Consider the following 16,450-nt stretch of genomic DNA (forward strand, 5'->3'; position numbering starts at 1 on the left):
CGACGGTGACCGATGCGGCGATCTCTCGGCCTGGTTCTGATCGGACTGTCGCTGCTCGGCGCGGCTCTGGTCGCTGCGACCGCGATCCCTCTCCGGGCGGCGGACGGCCCCGGCACCGCCGCGGCAACGCCGGTCCTGCGCCCGCCGGTGGCGCCGAAGATCCCCACCATCATCCGCGAGCCCGGCGGCGAGCGCACCGATCCCTACCACTGGCTGGCCAATCGCGACGATCCGGCGGTGCTGGCCCATCTCGCCGCCGAGAACACTTATGCGGAAAGCCGGCTCGACCCGATCCGCCCGCTGATCGACGAGATCGCCGGCGAGATGACGGCGCGCCGCGCCCCGCGCGAGACCAGCGTGCCCTATCGGGACGGCGGCTTCCTGTATTCCCGCCGCTTCGCCGAGGGCGCCCAGTATCCGGTGATCGTGCGCCGGCCCGACACGCCCGAGGGCGCCGCCGGTGCCGAGCCGCCCGAGGAGATCGTGCTCGACGTGCCGGCGCTCGCCGCCGGCCACGCCATGTACCGGCTCGGCCGCTGGCAGCCGAGCCCGGACGGCCGCCGCGTCGCCTTCATGGTCGACTTTTCCGGCGACCGTCAGAACCGCCTCTTCATCCGCGACATCGCCACCGGCGCGGTGACCGAGCAGGGCATCACCGACGGCGCCGAGAGCTTCGCGTTCGCGGCCGATTCGACCACGCTGTTCCACGTGCGGCGCGAGCCGGTGACGCTGCGCGGCTTCCAGGTCTGGCGCCACCGCGTCGGGGCGCCCTCCGATCACGACGTGCTGGTCTACGAGGAGCGCGATCCCACCTTCAGCGTCGCGGTCCGCCGCACCAAGTCGCGCCGCTACATCCTGATCGAGAGCGAGCACGAGGAGGCGAGCGAGATCCGCTATCTGGCGGCCAATGATCCGGACGGCACCTTCCGGGTGGTCGAGCCGCGCCGGCCGAGCCTGCGCTACGACATCGATCACGTCGGCGACACGTTCTTCATCCGCACCGATCTCGACGCGCCGGACTTCCGGGTGATGACGGCACCGGAGGCGACGCCCGGCGCCGCCCACTGGCGCGAGCTGATCACCGAGCGGCCCGGCCATGTGCTCCATCGCGTCGAGCCGTTCCGCGACTTCGTCGCCGTCGACGAGGAGCACGAGGGCGGCATCCGCATTCGCGTGCTGCGCCTCGCCGACCGTCGCGAGATCACGGTGCCGCTGCCGGCCGGCATCGGGGTCGCCACCACCGGCTTCTTCTTCGGCGGCTTCGGCGGCAATCGCGAGCCCGACTCGAGCGTCCTGCGCTTCCGCTTCAGCGGCCCGCTCCAGCCCGAGCGCATCTACGACTTCGACATGGCGACGGGCGCGCTGACGTTGCGGCGGGACGAGCCGGCGCCGTGGCTGCGGCCACAGGACTATCGGGTGGAGCGCATCGCCGCGACGGCGCCGGACGGCGAGACGGTGCCGGTCACGCTCGTCTACAAGCCGGCGCTGCGGCGCCCCGGCGGCAACCCGACCCTCGTGGTCGGCTACGGCGCCTACGGCTACAGCCAGCGCCCGGTGTTCAACGAGACCGCTTTCAGCCTGATCGACCGCGGCTTCGTGCATGTGCTCGCGCATGTGCGCGGCGGCCACGAGAAGGGCGAGCGCTGGCACCGCGACGGCCGCGGGCTCGCCAAGAAGAACAGCTTCACCGACCTGATCGCGATCGGCGAGACGCTGATCGCGCGCGGCATCGCCGATCGGCGCGCCATGTTCGCGCGCGGCGGCTCGGCCGGTGGGCTCCTGGTCGGCGCCGTCGCCAACATGCGGCCGGATCTGTTCGCCGGCATCGTCGCCGAGGTGCCGTTCGTCGACGTGCTCACCACCACGTCGGACCCCAGCGTGCCGCTGACGACGCTGGAATGGGTCGAGTGGGGCAACCCGCAGGACCCGGTGCAGCGCGCCTACATCGCCTCCTACTCGCCCTACGACAACATCGAGGCGAAGGCGTATCCGGCCATGTTCGTCACCTCGGGCTTCCACGACAGCCAGGTGCGCTATGTCGAGCCGGCCAAATGGGTGGCGCGGCTGCGCGAGCGGCGCACCGATACCCGCGAGCTCCTGTTCAAGACCGACATGGGCGCCGGCCATGCCGGCCGCTCCGGCCGGCTCGGCACGGTGCGCGAGAGCGCCGAGATCGCTGCCTGGCTGGTGACGCGGGCCGGCGCGGCGGAGCCGCGGTAGCAGGCCGCTACCGCGCCGACCGGCTGTGGATGCGGCGTGGCCCCACCAGCGAACAAACCGCGAATCCGCTAGACTCAAGGCGCGCGAATCGGTGCGCCGAGGGCTGCACGGCCGCGCCGCGTTTCGCTTCGTGTCGCGTCACAGGTGCCCCATGCGTCTCGTCCATACCGCCGACTGGCAGATCGGCAAGCCGTTCGTCCGCTTCGGCGACAAGGCCGAGGCGCTGCGCCGGGCGCGGCTCGACGCCGTCGAGGCGGTCGGCCGGCTCGCCGTCGCCGAGGGCGCCGCCCACGTGCTGGTCGCCGGCGACATCTACGACAGCGACACCCCCGCGAACGTCACGCTGCGGGCGCCGATCGAGCGCATGCGCGGCTTCTCCACGGTGACCTGGCACCTGCTGCCCGGCAATCACGACGCTCATCGGCCGGGCGGCCCGTGGGAGCGCCTCGCCGGGCTGGGGCTGCCCGCCAATGTCCGCGTCCATCTCGGCGCCGAGCCGGTGGCGCTGGCACCCGACGCCGTGCTGCTGCCCGCCCCGCTGACCAGCCGGGCCGAGACCCGCGACCTCACCGCCCGCATGGACGACACGACGACCCCGCCCGGCGCCCTGCGGATCGGCCTCGCCCATGGCGCCGTCACCCGCTTCGGCGTCGCCGCCGACGAGGGCGAGGCGACCAACCAGATCGATCCCGGCCGCGCCGAGAAGGCCGGCCTCGACTATCTGGCGCTCGGCGACTGGCACCGCACCCGCGAGATCGGCCCGCGCACCTGGTACGCCGGCACGCCGGAGCCCGACCGCCACGACAGCCAGCCGGTCGGCACCGCGCTTCTCGTCGACCTGCCGCGGGCCGGCGCCCAGCCGGTGGTCACGCCGCATGCGGTTGGCACCTTCCGGTGGGCGAGCGAGGCGGTGGAGCTGGCCGACGCGATGCCGCTGGCTGGCCACGAGGCCGCCCTTCTCCGGACCCATGCGCCGCTCTCCCGGCTGGTGCTCAAGCTCGCGGTCGGCGGCATGCTGTCGATCGCGGCGCGCCGCGCGCTCGACGAATGGCTGGAGCGGCTCCAGGCTGCCGTGTTCCATCTCGATGCGGCGCTCACGCTCGCGGTGCGGCCCGATCCCGCCGATCTCGAAGCCATCGACTTCGACGGCGTGCTGCGCCGCGTCGCCGAGAGCCTGAAGGAACGCGCCGCCGATCCGGCGCTGTCGGCCGCCGAACGGCAGGTCGCCGAGGACGCGCTGCTCACCCTCTATCTCGACGCGACGGCGTGAGGACCGCGATGATCATCACCCATCTCGCCGTCGAGGGCGTCGGCCGCTTTCGCGCCCGCCATGTGGTGCAGGGGCTCGGCCCCGGCCTCAACCTGCTCTGCGCCCCCAACGAGGCCGGCAAGTCGACGCTGTTCCGCGCCCTCCAGCACGCGCTGTTCGCCCGCCACGGCAGCAAGCACAAGGACATCGGCGCCCTCGCCTGCCTTGGGGCCGAGCTGCCCGCGGTGGTCGAGGTCGGGTTTCGCCGCGGCAGCGACGACTACCTGATCCGCAAGTCCTTCCTGCGCAGCACCGGCGCCAAGTTCTTCCGCGCCGGCACGCTGGTGGCCGACGGCCGTGCCGCCGACGAGGCGGTGTGGGCGACGCTCGAGCTGACGCCCGGCACCACGGCGGCGGACGAATCGGCCTTTGGCCTCCTGTGGGTGCCGCAGGGCCAGTCGTTCCGGCCGATCGAGCCGACCGAGGACACCCGGGCGCTGCTGTCGCGCATCATCGAGGCCGAGGTCGGCGAGGTGCTGGGGGGGGAGCGCGGCGAGCGGGTGTGGCGGCGCGTCACCGAGCGGCTCGCCGAGGAGGAGACCGCCCGCGGCCCCAAGGCCGGCGGCACCTGGAAGGCGGCGCTCGACCGCCGCGCCGCCGCTCAGGCCGAGCTCGCCGAGCTGCGCCGCACCCTGGAGGCGCTGGAGGCCGACCGTGCCGCCCTCCTGGACCGGCTGCGGGAGCGCGACGCCCTCGGCGATCCGGCGGGCGCCGCCCGGCTGCGCACCGACCTCGCCGCCGCCGAGGCGGAGGTCGCCGCCGCCATGCGGGCCGACCAGGCGGCCCAGCAGGCCGAGACCGAGCAGGCGCAGCGCGAGCTGATGCTCGACCGCGCCCGCAAGCGGCACGAGGACCTGCTGGCGCTCGACCAGCGGATCGCCCGGGCGCGCGAGCGGATCGCCGCCGAGGAGCGGCGGGCCGCCGAGGAGCGCGACGCCGCGACCGCCCAGGCGACCGCACTGGCGGCGCGCGAGAGGGATCTGGGCGAGGTGGCGACGCGGCTCGCCGAGACCGAGCGGGCCGTCGACACGGCGCGCCGCCGGGAAACCGCGGCGCGCGACGCCGAGCGGGTGGCCGAGCTGTCGGCCCGGCTCGACCGGGCCAGGCGGCTGCGCGACGAGGAGGCGCGGCTGCGCCAGGCGATCGCCCGGCTCGCGGTGCCGGCCGAGGCGGTGCGCCGCATCGAGAGCGCCCATGGGGCGCTCGACGCCGCCCGCGCTCGCCTGGAGGCCAAGGCGCCGCGGGTGCGCGTGCGGCTCGGCCCGGCGGGGGCCGGCCGGGTCACCTGCGGCGGCGAGCCGATCGCCGACGGCGGCGAGCTGGTGGCGACGAGCCCGCTCGCCGTCGCGGTCGCCGACCTCGCCACCATCGAGATCGTGCCGGCCGCGAGCGAGGACGCCGGCGCCGTCGCGGCCGCCCGCGACACCCTGGCCCGGGTGCTGCGCGAGGCCGGCGTGGCATCGCTGGCCGAGGTGCACGAACGGCGGACCCAGGCCGTGGATCTCGACAGCGAGCGGCGCGCCGTCATGGCCGAGCTGGCCGCGCTCGCGCCCTCGCCCACGACAGCGGCACGCCCGCCGTCCGGCGGCAAGCCGGGCGCCGGGTCGGACGACGGCCTCGCGGCGCTGGAGCGGGCGCTGGCCGAGGCCCGGGCCGGCCTGGATGCGCTGGGAGCCGCCCCCGGCGAGGACCTGCCGGACCGCGCCGCTCTCGCCCGCGCCCGCGAGGCGGCCGAGCAGCAGCGCGACGCGCTCCGCCGCGCCCATGCCGATGCCCAGGCCGGGGTGGCGGCGGCCCGTCAGCAGGCGGCCGCCGAGACGGTTCGGCTCGACACCCTGGTGGCCGGCATCGACGAGCAGAAGCGCCAGCTCGCCACCGATCTCGCCGCCAGCCCGGACGACCGCCGCGCCGGCGCCCTGGTGGCGCTTGCGGCCGAGGCCGCCGAGGCCCGCGCCGCCTTCGAGGCCGCTGCCCGGCAGGCCGCGGACCGGCGTGCCGCGGTGCCGGGACCGGACGAGCGCGAGGCCGTGGCGGCCCGCGTCCGCCGGCTCGCCGAGGCGATCCGCACCCGCGATGCGCGGCTGAACGCGGCCGAGCAGGAGATCGCCCGCCTCCAGGGCCGCATCGCCACCCGCGGCGGCGAGGGCTTGGGCGAGCGCGAGGCCGCCGCCGTCGAGGCGCTGGCGCTGGCCGAGACCGAGGTCGCCGCCATCGAGCGCCGGCTGGCGGCGCTGCGGCTGTTGCGCGACACCCTGGAGGCCGGCCGCCGAGCCGCCCAGGACAGCTTCGTGGGCCCCGTGAAGGCCGCCCTGCGGCCCTATCTGCACGCCCTGTTCCCGGGCGCCGACGCGGCGCTGGCCGACCTCTTCGCGGTCGACGGCCTCACCCGGGCGGGCAGCGCGGAGCCGTTCCTGTCGCTGTCCGACGGCACCCGCGAGCAGATCGCCATCATCGTGCGGCTCGGTCTCGGTCGGCTGCTCGCCGAGCGCGGCCGCCCGGTGCCGGTGGTGCTCGACGACTCGCTCGTCTTCTCGGACGACGATCGCATCGAGCGCATGTTCGACGTGCTGACGCGCGCCGCCGAGAAGCAGCAGGTGATCGTGCTCACCTGCCGCAGCCGGGCCTTCCTGTCGTGCGGCGGCCGCACCCTGTCGATTGTACGGCAGGACGGCTGATACGCGCTCCGGGAGATCGGATCGGGGCGTGGTTAGTGGCACGGCTTCCACCTCTCCCCGATGGGGAGAGGTCGACGCGCGAAGCGCGTCGGGTGAGGGCGTTGAACACCATTCTTCGATGCTTATGCCCTCACCCCGGCTCGCTGTGCTCGCCGACCCTCTCCCCACGGGAGAGGGTCGGATTTCGAGCCGATCGAACGACGCCATCCCGGGCACAACCGGCACGTCATGCGGCCGTCACCGCTCCCTCATCGGGACGCAACAGGAATCGACGACCGTCGGCGAATGATCGGTGGAGCGGTGTCGTCGCAGCGGGCGGCGGCCTTCGCCGGCACCGCGACGGCCGATGCCGCTCACCGCCGACCCGTCCGCCGACCCCACCGCCCGGCCCGCCGACTGGGTCCCCGCCGTCTGGGCGCCCGCCGGCGCCGGCGAGATCCTCTGCTGGCCGCTGCCCGGCCTCGGCCTCGCCGATCGCTGGCTGCTGCGGGCCGTGGCCCTCGCGGCCTCGACCCGGGTGAGCGCGATCACCGGCCTGGAGCACGTCAGGCCCGCCGCCGATCCGTTCGTCCTCATCCTCAATCACTCGACCCGCAGCGAGGCGCTGCTGGTGCCGGCGCTGCTGACGCTCCTTCGCGGCGGTCCGCTGATCCACTTCATGGCCGACTGGAACTTTGCGCTGATCCCGGGCGTCGGCTTCCTCTACCGCAAGGCCGAGGTCCTCGCCGTGACGGCGAAGCCGGCGCGCCCACGGGTGCTCGACCGGCTGCGGCCGCTCTACCGCGCCGACACCTCGGTGCTCGACCGCGCCCGCGACGCGCTGCGGTGCGGCCGCTCGGTCGGCATCTTCCCGGAAGCCACCGTCAATCGTGATCCGCACCGGCTGCGGCCGGGCCGGCGCAGCGCCGCCCTGCTGTCGCTGACCACGGGCGTGCCGGTGGTGCCGGCCGGCATCCGCTTTCCCGACGCCTCCCCCGACCGGCCGATCCGCGATCGCGATCGCATGGAGCTGCGCATCGGCCCACCGCTGCGGCCACCGCTCCCCAGCGAGCGCCCGGCGCCCGCCGATCTGCGCGCCTGGCACGCCACCGTGATGACCGCGGTCGCCGCGCTGTCCGGCAAGTCGTGGTCCGACACGGCGCCGGCGGCGCCGGCGGCCCCGGCGGCGCCCACCGCCGGTTCCGCTCCCCCCACCAGCACGGAGGCTCGCCATGCGACTGGATGACCGGGTGACCGCCGACCGGGTGACCGACGAGGCCGGACGTCAGCAGGTGCTCGCCGTGCTGCGCGCAACCTACCTGCGCGAGAAGCGGTGGGTGAACGATCCCGAGACGCAGTTTCCGCCCGAGGATCTGGGCCGCGACGACGTCTCGTGGTTCGTGGTGGCGGTCCGCACGCGGCCGATCGGCGTCCGGGTGCGGCCGGCCGGCGTGGTGCGGGTCGTCTACGATCCGCCGCTCGCCGCCTATGCGAGCTACGGCTTCGCGGCGCTCGACCCGTCGCTGCGCATCGAGGAGATGATCCGCGACAACCGCATCGCCGAGATCGGCCGCTTCGCCGTGGTGCCGCGCTTCCGCCGCCGCCTGGTGGTCGCCGCCGCGCTGATGCGCGCCGCCGCCGCCGAGACCGTCGCGCGCGGCTACACTCATTATCTCACCGACGTGTTCGAGGACGATCCCCACAGCCCCTATGGTTTTCATACCAGGGTCATGGGCTTCCACCCGGTCGCCACCCACGATGTCGGCGAGCTGAACTGCCGCAGCCGCCGCATCACCCTGGTGCTCGACCTCAAGGCCGCCTACCAGCGTCTGAAGGCGCGCGGCAATTGGCTGTTCCGCTACCTGACGGGCCATTGGGACGACGCGCTGCACCGGCGCCTGGTCGCCTGACATAGAACCGCGGCCGCGGCCACGCGCCGCCTGCCACGAGCCATCAGGGCCGAACGAACCGTGAATCGGCCGGTACGTCGACCCGTCGAACATGGCGGTGGCATCGACTCGGAACGACGCCGGCGGGGCGGCGTTGAGTCGTCGTTTGTGCCGGAGTACGCCGCATGGCCCCGCGTGCGAACTGGAAAGGCCATCTGCGCCTTTCGCTCGTCTCCTGTCCGATCGCGCTCTACCCGGCGACCACGGACCGCGAGAAGATTCGCCTCAACCTCCTCGACAAGTCGACCGGCCACCGCATCCGCATGCAGAAGGTCGACGCCGACACCGGCGAGCCGGTCGATCCCGGCGACATCGTCCGCGGCTACAAGACCGCCGAGGGCTATGTCGAGATCACCGAGGAGGACCTGGACGCGATCGAGATCGAGAGCACCCGCACCCTCGACATCACCCGTTTCGTTCCCCGCGACGAGATCGACGACCTCTATAACGTCCGTCCGTATTACGTGGTCCCGGACGGCGATGCCGGCCGCCAGGCCTTCGCGGTGATCCGCGAGGCGATCCGCGCCCGCGGCATGGTGGCGCTCGGCCGCGTGGTGATTGCAACCCGCGAGCACATCGTGGCGCTGGAGCCGCGCGGCAAGGGCCTGCTGGCGACCCTGCTGCGCTACCCCTACGAGGTGCGCGACGAGGCCGAGTACTTCGACGATATTCCCGACGAGCCGATCCCCCAGGACATGATCGACCTCGCCACCCACATCATCGACACCATGAAGGGCGCCTTCGAGCCCGACAGCTTCGAGGACCGCTACGAGACCGCGCTGCGCGAGCTGATCGCCCGCAAGGAGGCCGGCGACACCACACTGCCGGCCCGCCCCAAGGCGCCCACCAAGGTGGTGAACCTCATGGACGCGCTGCGCCGCAGCGTCGAGGCCCAGGGCGGCCCGCCGGCCCGCAAGAGCCCGCCGCGCCGCAGCGCGGCCAAGAAGCCGCGCCGCGCCGGCCCGGCCCGGCGAAAGGCGAGCTGACCGGCGCGGCCGACGGCAGACCGCCCGGGGCTGTTTCGCTGACCATGATGCCTGGCGGTCGTGATCACGACGCCGGCCGCCCCGCCGCCGTAACGCCCCTCCCTCCGCCACACCGGCCTGCGCGCCGCCGGCCCCACACTGCCGCGCCCAGCCCCGTCGCCGGACACGCCTCGAGCCCGTGGGTCCCGTTCGCTTACGCAGAATGCCGGATGAGACTGTGAGCCGGCGCGGGCTGCGCCGCTGCGCGTGCGCCGCAAGATCCCGTGCTACGGCCGCTTATTGCACTGCGGCAGTGAAACTGACCGTCCTGTTGCGCCTGTAATGCGCGCCGCGCGGGGCAGGCCGCCGGGAGCCGTTGCTTTTCCCTGGATCGCGGATGGGGCAGCATTCGGCGCGGCGACCATGCAGGCGCCAGCCGGAAGGGAGACCCCGATGAGCTCGATTCGGAGCACAGCGACGCCTCTGCGTCTGTTCGGTTCCGCGGCGGCCGCCGCTCTTCTGATCGCCGTGCCACTCGGCACGGCACGCGCCGAATTCCCCGACAAGACCATCGAGATGACCACGCTGTTCGGCGGTCCCGCCCAGACCACCAGCCAGGTGCTGGCCGATCTGATGTCGAAGAACATCGGGCAGCCCGTCATCACCGTCAGCCGGCCCGGCGGCGGCGGCGCCATCGGCTACACCTACGTGCAGAGCGCGCCGGCCGACGGCTACAGCATCGTGTTCAGCTCGAACTCGATCTCGACCGTCTACTATCAGGGCAACCTGCCGTTCAACTACACGGCGCTCGCGCCCATCGCGCATATCGGCATGGAGGTCCCGGTTCTCGCGGTACGCGCCGACGCCGGCTGGAAGGATCTCAAGAGCATGCAGGCCGCCGCCAAGGCGAGCGGCAAGAAGCTGCGCGTCGGCGTCTCCGGCCTCGGCACCTTCACGCATCTCGCCTCGGCCGCGCTGTTCAACCGCCTCGGCCTCCAGGTCGTGTACATCCCGTACGGCGAAGGACGCGCCCCCGCCGAGCTGCTGGGCGGCCGTGTCGACGCGGCGTTGCAGTGGTCGAGCCAGTTCGCGCCGCACGTCAAGGCCGGCACCATCAGCGTGCTGTGCATGACCAGCAAGGACAAGGTCGAGCTGGCGGTCGACACCGTGACCTGCGACTCGGCCGGCGCCACCGGCCTCGATCTGACCATCTGGCGCGGCATCCACGCCCCCAAGGACACGCCGCCCGCCGCCATCGCCAAGCTCGAAGCCTCGATCAAGCAGGCGGTCGAGTCGGCCGAGTTCAAGAAGGCCGGCGAGAACCTCGGCTTCACCCCGCTGTTCAAGTCCGCCAAGGATTTCGGCAAGCTCGTCGCCGACAACGACAAGGAGATCGGCGAGCTGATGACCGAGCTCGGCATCAACAAGAAGAAATAGCGAGACCGCACATGACCGGGACCGTACGCACCCGTGACCTGCTCACCGGGTCTCTTCTCCTCGTCGTCGCGCTGGTGTGGATCGGTCTCATCCTGACCACCATTCCGGACGCCGAGGGCATGCCGAGCAGCGCCCGCACCTTCCCGCTGGCGTCCGGGATCGGCCTCGCCGTCCTATCCGCCATCGTGATCGCCGGCGCGTTGTTCGGAAACACCGCCGGCGCCGACCAGAAGCGCGCCGGGCCGGGCCTCGACGCGCTCGAATGGCGAGGCATCGCCGCCACATTCGGGTTCCTGGTCGGCTATATCGCGCTGCTCTGGGCGGTCGGCTTCATCCTCGCCACCGTGGTGGCGCTCGCCGCCTATCTGTTCTTGATGCTCGGCAAGCGTTCGCCGGCGCTGCTGATCGGCTATCCGGTCGGCTTCGCACTCGCGGTGTGGCTCATCCTCGGCAAGCTGCTGGCGGTCTATCTGCCGCGCGGCGTCCTGTTCAACCTGTTCTGAGATTCCGCCATGGACGCCCTCCTCACGGCTCTCGCAGCCTCCCTGAGCTGGCAGTCGGTGCTGGCGACCTTCTTCGGCTCACTGGTGGGGCTGATCTTCGGCGCCATTCCGGGCCTGACCTACTCCATGGCGCTCGCCATGGTGCTGCCGATCACCTTCACCATGGGCCATACGCCCGCCATCGCCATGCTGCTCGGCACCTATATCGGCGGCATGACGGGCGGTGCCGTCTCGGCCATCCTGATCGGCGTGCCGGGCACGCCGTCGGCCGCCGCCACGGTGCTGGACGGCGAGATCATGGGCAAGCAGGGCAAGGCCAGCCTCGCCATCGGCATCGCCACCATCGCGGGCTGCATCGGCGGCATCCTCAGCCTGATCGTGATGCTGGTGAGCGTCGACGCGCTCGCTCGCGTCGCCATCTCGTTCGGCCCGGCGGAGATCACGGCGCTCGTCGTGTTCGGCCTGTCGACCATCTGTGGGCTGGCCGGCGGCTCCCTCGTCAAGGGGCTGATCGGCGGCGTCATCGGCCTGATGCTGATGAACATCGGCCAGGACCCGATCGACGGCGTGCCGCGCTTCACGTTCGGCTCGACCGCCATGCTCCAGGGCGTCGACCTCCTAGTGGCGATGATCGGCCTGTTCGCGGTGCCGCACGTGGTGACGGTCTTCGCCACCTACTGGCGTGGCAAGGAGATGAAGATCGATCCCGGCCATGTCCGCACCGAGCTGCCTTCGTGGCGGATGCTGCTGGCGCAGCGCTGGAACTTCCTTCGCTCCGCCGCCATCGGCACGGTGGTCGGCGCCATCCCGGGCACCGGCGGGCCGATCGCGGCCTTCCTCGCCTATGATCAGGCCAAGCGGTGGTCCGGACATCCGGAGACCTTCGGCAAGGGCGAGATCTCCGGCGTGGTCGCGCCCGAGGCGTCCAACCACGCGGTCACCGGCGGCGCCATGATCCCGCTGATCGGCCTCGGCATCCCGGGGGATCCGGCGACCGCGATCATTCTCGGCGGCCTGCTGATCCACGGCATCCAGCCCGGCCCGCTGCTGTTCATGGAGAAGCCCGACGTTATTTCGTCGATCTATCTCCTGTTCGTGCTGTCCTACATCATCACAGCACTGATCCAGCTGTTCGGCGTCCGGCTGTTCGTCAAGGCGCTGCGCGTGCCGCCGCACCTGATGGCGCTCGGCATCCTGGTGATGTGCGTGATCGGCTCGTTCGCCATCCGCAACTCGCTGTTCGACGTCGGCGTCATGAGCCTCGTCGGCTTCCTGGCCTATTGGCTGATCAAGGGCGGCATCCCGGTGACGCCGATCCTGCTCGGTCTGGTGCTCGGCCCGACGCTGGAGCGTGAGGCGCGCACCGCGCTGATCATGTCCGAAGGCTCGCCGACCGTCTTCGTGGAGTCCTATACGGCGCTGCTGTTCTGGGGGCTCGCTCTGGTCATCCTGCTCAGCCAGGTCGTCACCATGGTGCGGGAGCGAAACGGGAAGGCCAGCAAGGCGACCACCTGATCCCGCCGCCCATCGCAGCCGGCGCCGCTCAGCCGGCAGCGCCTCTGCGGTGGCCCATGACGGCGCGTCCGGACCAGCCGGGCCGCCCGGTTCGCCCTTCCGAGGCCGCCGTCGCGGCCCCCGCGTTTCAAGGATCGTTCCATGGACTCACCCGTCGTCTCTCCAGCCTGGCTCGAGCAGCATCTCGGCGATCCCGCTGTCCGCGTGCTGGAGATTTCCAACGTCACCGAGCCGACCGCGTATTGCGAGGGCCATGTGCCCGGCGCCGCGTGGCTGTACTGGAAGTCTGCCTGCTGGCACGAGACCGACCGCGAGTTCGTGAGCCCGGCCGCGCTGGCGAAGCTGTTCGGCCGGCTCGGCATCGGACCCGATACCACGGTGGTGCTCTACGGCGAGCCCGTGCAGTACGGCACCTATGCGTACTGGGCCTTCGCCATGGCGGGCCACCGCAACCTCAAGGTGCTCGATGGCGGCCGCAAGAAGTGGTGGGCCGAGAAGCGCCCGCTCTCCCGCACGATGCCGGCCTTCGCGCCGGTGGATTATCCGGTGCCGATGCCCGACGCCTCCATGCGGGTCGGCCGCGACGAGGTGAAGGCGCATCTCCATCACGGCCATCGGCTGCTGCTCGACGTCCGCTCGCCCGAAGAGTACGCCGGCAAGCGCGTCGCCGAGTACACCATGGCGTTCGACCACGGGGCCGAGCGCACCGGCCGCATCCCGGGGGCGCGCCACTTCTACTTCCGCGAGGTGCTCAACGACGACGATTCCTTCAAGTCGCCGGAGGCGATCCGCGCCGCGCTCGCGGCCTACGGTCTCGCGCCGGAACGGCACGACGACGTCGTCTGCTACTGCCGGCTCAGCCATCGCGCGACGCTCGTCTGGGTCGCGCTCGCCGGCCTCGCCGGGTACGGGAACGTCAAGATCTACGACGGCTCGTGGACCGAGTGGGGCAGCATCGTCGGCTTCCCCATCGAGAAGTGACGACGCACCCCGCCGATGCCTCGGCGAGCTGCGCGACACGGAGAGATCATAAGGACCATGACCAGCTCGAACGACACCGTCCGGTTCGACATCCCCGAGACCATGAAGGCGTGGGTGCTGGACGATCCCGGCCAGCTCCGACTGACCCAGAAGCCGGTGCCGCAGCCCGGCCACTCCGAGGTGCTGATCCGCATCGACGCCATCGCGTTCTGCGCCGGCGACATCAGCATCATCACCAAGGGGCCGCCGGCGCTGATCGAGGGTGGCAAGCCCTTCAACAAGAACTTCACGCCCGGCCACGAGTACATGGGCACGGTGGTGAAGCTCGGCGCCGGCGTCGACGAGTTCGCGATCGGCGACCGCGTGGTGGTCGAGGTGCATTACGGCTGCGGCCGTTGCGAACGCTGCCGCGCCGGCATGTACACGGCCTGCCTGAACTACGGCATGAACTATCCGGGCCACGACAAGGGCCACCGCGCCAACGGCTTCACCACCGACGGCGGCTTCTGCGAATACGCCGTCAATCACGTCAGCACCCTCGTGCACGTTCCCGAAGGCGTGGGCGACGAGGAAGCCACCCTGATCGTCACCGCCGGCACGGCGATGTACGCCCTCGACACCCTCGGCGGCCTGATCGCCGGCGAGAGCGTGGTGGTGCTCGGCCCCGGCGCCATCGGCCTGATGGTCACGGCGGTCGCGAAGGCGCTCGGCGCCGATCCGGTCATCCTCACCGGCACCCGCGATGCGCGCCTCGCCCTCGGCCGCAAGCTGGGCGCCGATCACGTCGTCAACATCCGCAACGAAGACCCGCTCGAAGCGGTGAGGCGCATCACCGGCGGCAAGGGCGTCAATTACGTGATCGAGGCATCGGGCGATCCGAACAGCCTCAACGTCGCCACCGACATGCTCAAGCGTGGCGGCAAGGTGTGCCTGGTCGGCTTCCCGGAGGAGAAGGCGTCGGTCGATCTCGCCAAGCTGATCCGGCAGCACATCTCGGTGTTCGGCATCCGCGGCGAGGGCCGCAGCGCCACCCACCGGGTCGCCGCCCTGGTGGCGCAGAAGCGCTTCGATCCGAAGCTCATCCACACCCACACCTTCCCGCTCGACGAGGTGCCGACCGCGTTCCGCTACTCGCGCGACCGCGTCGAGGACGCCATCAAGGTGGTGGTGAAGATGCGGAGCTGACCACTCCGGCTTTCGTCATGCTCGGCGCTCGCACTCCCTCTCCCCGCCTTGCGGGGAGAGGTAAGGCCGCGGCTTGCGGCCGTTTGTTCAGTCCTTCTCCAGCATCTCGGCGACCGTCACGCGGCGGCCTTCGCGCGCCGAAACCGTGCCGGCCCGCACCACCGCGAGCGAGGTGTAGCCGTGCTCGCCGTCGGTCTCCGGCTTGCCGCCGCCCCGCACCACCGCGGCGAACTCCTCCAGCTCGTCCCGGATCGCGTCGTTCTTCTCGAAGGGGACCGCCTCGACCTTGTCGGAGTGGCGCTTCTGCAACCGCAGGCCACCGTGCAGGTCGTAGTAGGCGGTCGCCTCCTTGCCGTAGATGTTCATCAGATAGTATTCGCCGGCCGACGCATAGGAGGCATTGACGGTGGAGAGCGCGCCGTTCTCGTGCTCCAGGATCATGCTGGCGACGTCGGGGTTGTCGCCCGGCAGGACGAGCTGGGTCGCGCGTCCTGTGACCGCCACGACCGGCCCCATGATGTAGCTGAGCACATCGATGTAGTGGATGCCGATCTGCAACATCACGCCGCCCGGCATGCCCTCGGCGGTGTGGCGCCAGTGATGGGCATCGAACTTGCCGAGCCGATCACGGCTGATATTCGACTCGGCATTGACCAGCTTGCCGAACACGCCGGCATCGACCTGCTGCTTGATCCAGCGGAACTGGTTCTCGCGCCGCCGCTGGTAGCCGAGCTGAAGGATCACGCCGCCCTTGCGGCACACCTCTGCGATGGCGCGCCCGGTCGAGACATTGTTGGCGATCGGCTTGTCGAGAAAAACGTGCTTGCCGGCGGCGGCCGCTTGCGCGGTGGTCTCCAGGTGCACGTTGTTGGGCGTGGTATTGACGATCCCCTCGATCGACGGATCGGCCAGCATCTCCTCGTAGGTCGCCACCGGCTTGCAGCCGTACTTCGCGGCGAACGCCTTTCGCTTGTCCTCGGTCCGCGAGAAGCAGCTGACGATCTCGATCTTGTCCGACCGCTTGATCGCATCGGCGAGAACGTCGGACCACCAGCCCATGCCGATGCAGCCGACCCGGACGGGTTTGTTGCTCATTGGTTCTTCCGCCTCTTCTGTGTCGAGAGATCGCGCGCGCACCGGCGGCCGTGCCGTCGCACGGAGCCGCCGGTCCGGCATGCCTCACTTGCCGTCGATGCTGATGGCCGCGCCGATCGACTTCACCGCCTCTTCGGCGATGCGCGCATCGATCTCCCAGCTGCCGCCGCTGACGCCGACGCCGCCGACGCATTCGCCGTCGAAGATGATCGGGCAGCCGCCTTCCATGGCGGTCCAGCGGTGGGGACCGGCGGCGAGCGCCAGACCGATCGCGTGGGCCACATCGAGCGGCTGCGCCACGGCGCCCTTGGAGGTCGTCGGGCGCTTGTTGGAGGCGGCACAGACCGCCTTGGTGGTGGACGAATGGACGAGATGGAACCGTGCGGTGTCCATGCGTTCGAGCAGCAGCATATTGCCGCCGCCGTCGACGATCGCGACGGCGACCTGGATGCCGGCCTCGCGGGCCTGGGCGAAAGCAGATTCGAGGATCTTGCGTGCGCCCTCGTTGGTCAGTCGCTTGCTCGTGGCGGTGTACATGTGGGGATGTCGGTGGACCTGTGTTGCGGGAGCCGCATTGTCGGCCGCACCCTCCCGCGGCGCAAGGCCGCCTCCGGTCCCAGCGCATGGCTCTCGCATC

General features: G+C 71.5%; 13 protein-coding genes. 11 read left to right on the forward strand and 2 right to left on the reverse strand.

The window, feature by feature from the left end:
• Positions 1-12 precede the first annotated feature (12 nt).
• From ACFQUV_RS09495 to ACFQUV_RS09545, 11 genes are all read left to right on the forward strand, one after another.
• Positions 13-2,220 carry a S9 family peptidase gene (locus ACFQUV_RS09495; RefSeq protein ID WP_129610868.1) on the forward strand — a complete coding sequence of 736 codons (2,208 nt, stop codon included), beginning with the start codon at positions 13-15 and terminating at the stop codon, positions 2,218-2,220.
• Between the two features lie 151 nt (positions 2,221-2,371).
• Complete coding sequence (locus ACFQUV_RS09500; RefSeq protein ID WP_129610869.1) at positions 2,372-3,490, forward strand: metallophosphoesterase; 1,119 nt, start codon at positions 2,372-2,374, stop codon at positions 3,488-3,490.
• An 8-nt stretch (positions 3,491-3,498) separates the two neighbouring features.
• Complete coding sequence (locus ACFQUV_RS09505; protein WP_165364124.1) at positions 3,499-6,204, forward strand: AAA family ATPase; 2,706 nt, start codon at positions 3,499-3,501, stop codon at positions 6,202-6,204.
• Between the two features lie 346 nt (positions 6,205-6,550).
• Positions 6,551-7,429 (forward strand): 1-acyl-sn-glycerol-3-phosphate acyltransferase, encoded by an 879-nt coding sequence (locus ACFQUV_RS09510; RefSeq protein WP_165364125.1) that lies wholly within the window; start codon positions 6,551-6,553, stop codon positions 7,427-7,429.
• Positions 7,416-8,093, forward strand: coding sequence for a GNAT family N-acetyltransferase (locus tag ACFQUV_RS09515; RefSeq protein ID WP_129610871.1), 678 nt, complete (start codon positions 7,416-7,418; stop codon positions 8,091-8,093). The genes ACFQUV_RS09510 and ACFQUV_RS09515 overlap by 14 nt, the downstream gene beginning before the upstream one ends.
• A 164-nt stretch (positions 8,094-8,257) precedes the next feature.
• Entirely contained in the window at positions 8,258-9,118 is an 861-nt protein-coding gene (locus tag ACFQUV_RS09520) for a Ku protein (protein ID WP_129610872.1), read from the forward strand.
• 432 nt (positions 9,119-9,550) lie between these two features.
• Positions 9,551-10,534 (forward strand): tripartite tricarboxylate transporter substrate binding protein, encoded by a 984-nt coding sequence (locus tag ACFQUV_RS09525; RefSeq protein ID WP_165364126.1) that lies wholly within the window; start codon positions 9,551-9,553, stop codon positions 10,532-10,534.
• 11 nt (positions 10,535-10,545) lie between these two features.
• Complete coding sequence (locus ACFQUV_RS09530) at positions 10,546-11,037, forward strand: tripartite tricarboxylate transporter TctB family protein (RefSeq protein ID WP_129610874.1); 492 nt, start codon at positions 10,546-10,548, stop codon at positions 11,035-11,037.
• Positions 11,038-11,046: 9 nt separating this feature from the next.
• Complete coding sequence (locus ACFQUV_RS09535) at positions 11,047-12,552, forward strand: tripartite tricarboxylate transporter permease (RefSeq protein WP_129610875.1); 1,506 nt, start codon at positions 11,047-11,049, stop codon at positions 12,550-12,552.
• Between the two features lie 141 nt (positions 12,553-12,693).
• Complete coding sequence (locus ACFQUV_RS09540) at positions 12,694-13,533, forward strand: sulfurtransferase (protein WP_129610876.1); 840 nt, start codon at positions 12,694-12,696, stop codon at positions 13,531-13,533.
• A gap of 57 nt (positions 13,534-13,590) precedes the next feature.
• Entirely contained in the window at positions 13,591-14,718 is a 1,128-nt protein-coding gene (locus ACFQUV_RS09545) for a zinc-binding dehydrogenase (protein ID WP_129610877.1), read from the forward strand.
• A gap of 87 nt (positions 14,719-14,805) precedes the next feature.
• Here ACFQUV_RS09545 and ACFQUV_RS09550 read toward each other — a convergent pair whose 3' ends face one another.
• Positions 14,806-15,813 carry a Gfo/Idh/MocA family protein gene (locus tag ACFQUV_RS09550; RefSeq protein ID WP_155479818.1) on the reverse strand — a complete coding sequence of 336 codons (1,008 nt, stop codon included), beginning with the start codon at positions 15,811-15,813 and terminating at the stop codon, positions 14,806-14,808.
• An 84-nt stretch (positions 15,814-15,897) separates the two neighbouring features.
• Positions 15,898-16,350 (reverse strand): heme-binding protein, encoded by a 453-nt coding sequence (locus ACFQUV_RS09555; RefSeq protein ID WP_111384861.1) that lies wholly within the window; start codon positions 16,348-16,350, stop codon positions 15,898-15,900.
• Between the last annotated feature and the right edge of the window lie 100 nt (positions 16,351-16,450).

The sequence above is a fragment of the Rhodoplanes sp. P11 genome, assembly GCF_964266735.1.
In the GTDB taxonomy this organism is placed as follows: Bacteria; Pseudomonadota; Alphaproteobacteria; order Rhizobiales; family Xanthobacteraceae; genus Rhodoplanes; species Rhodoplanes serenus.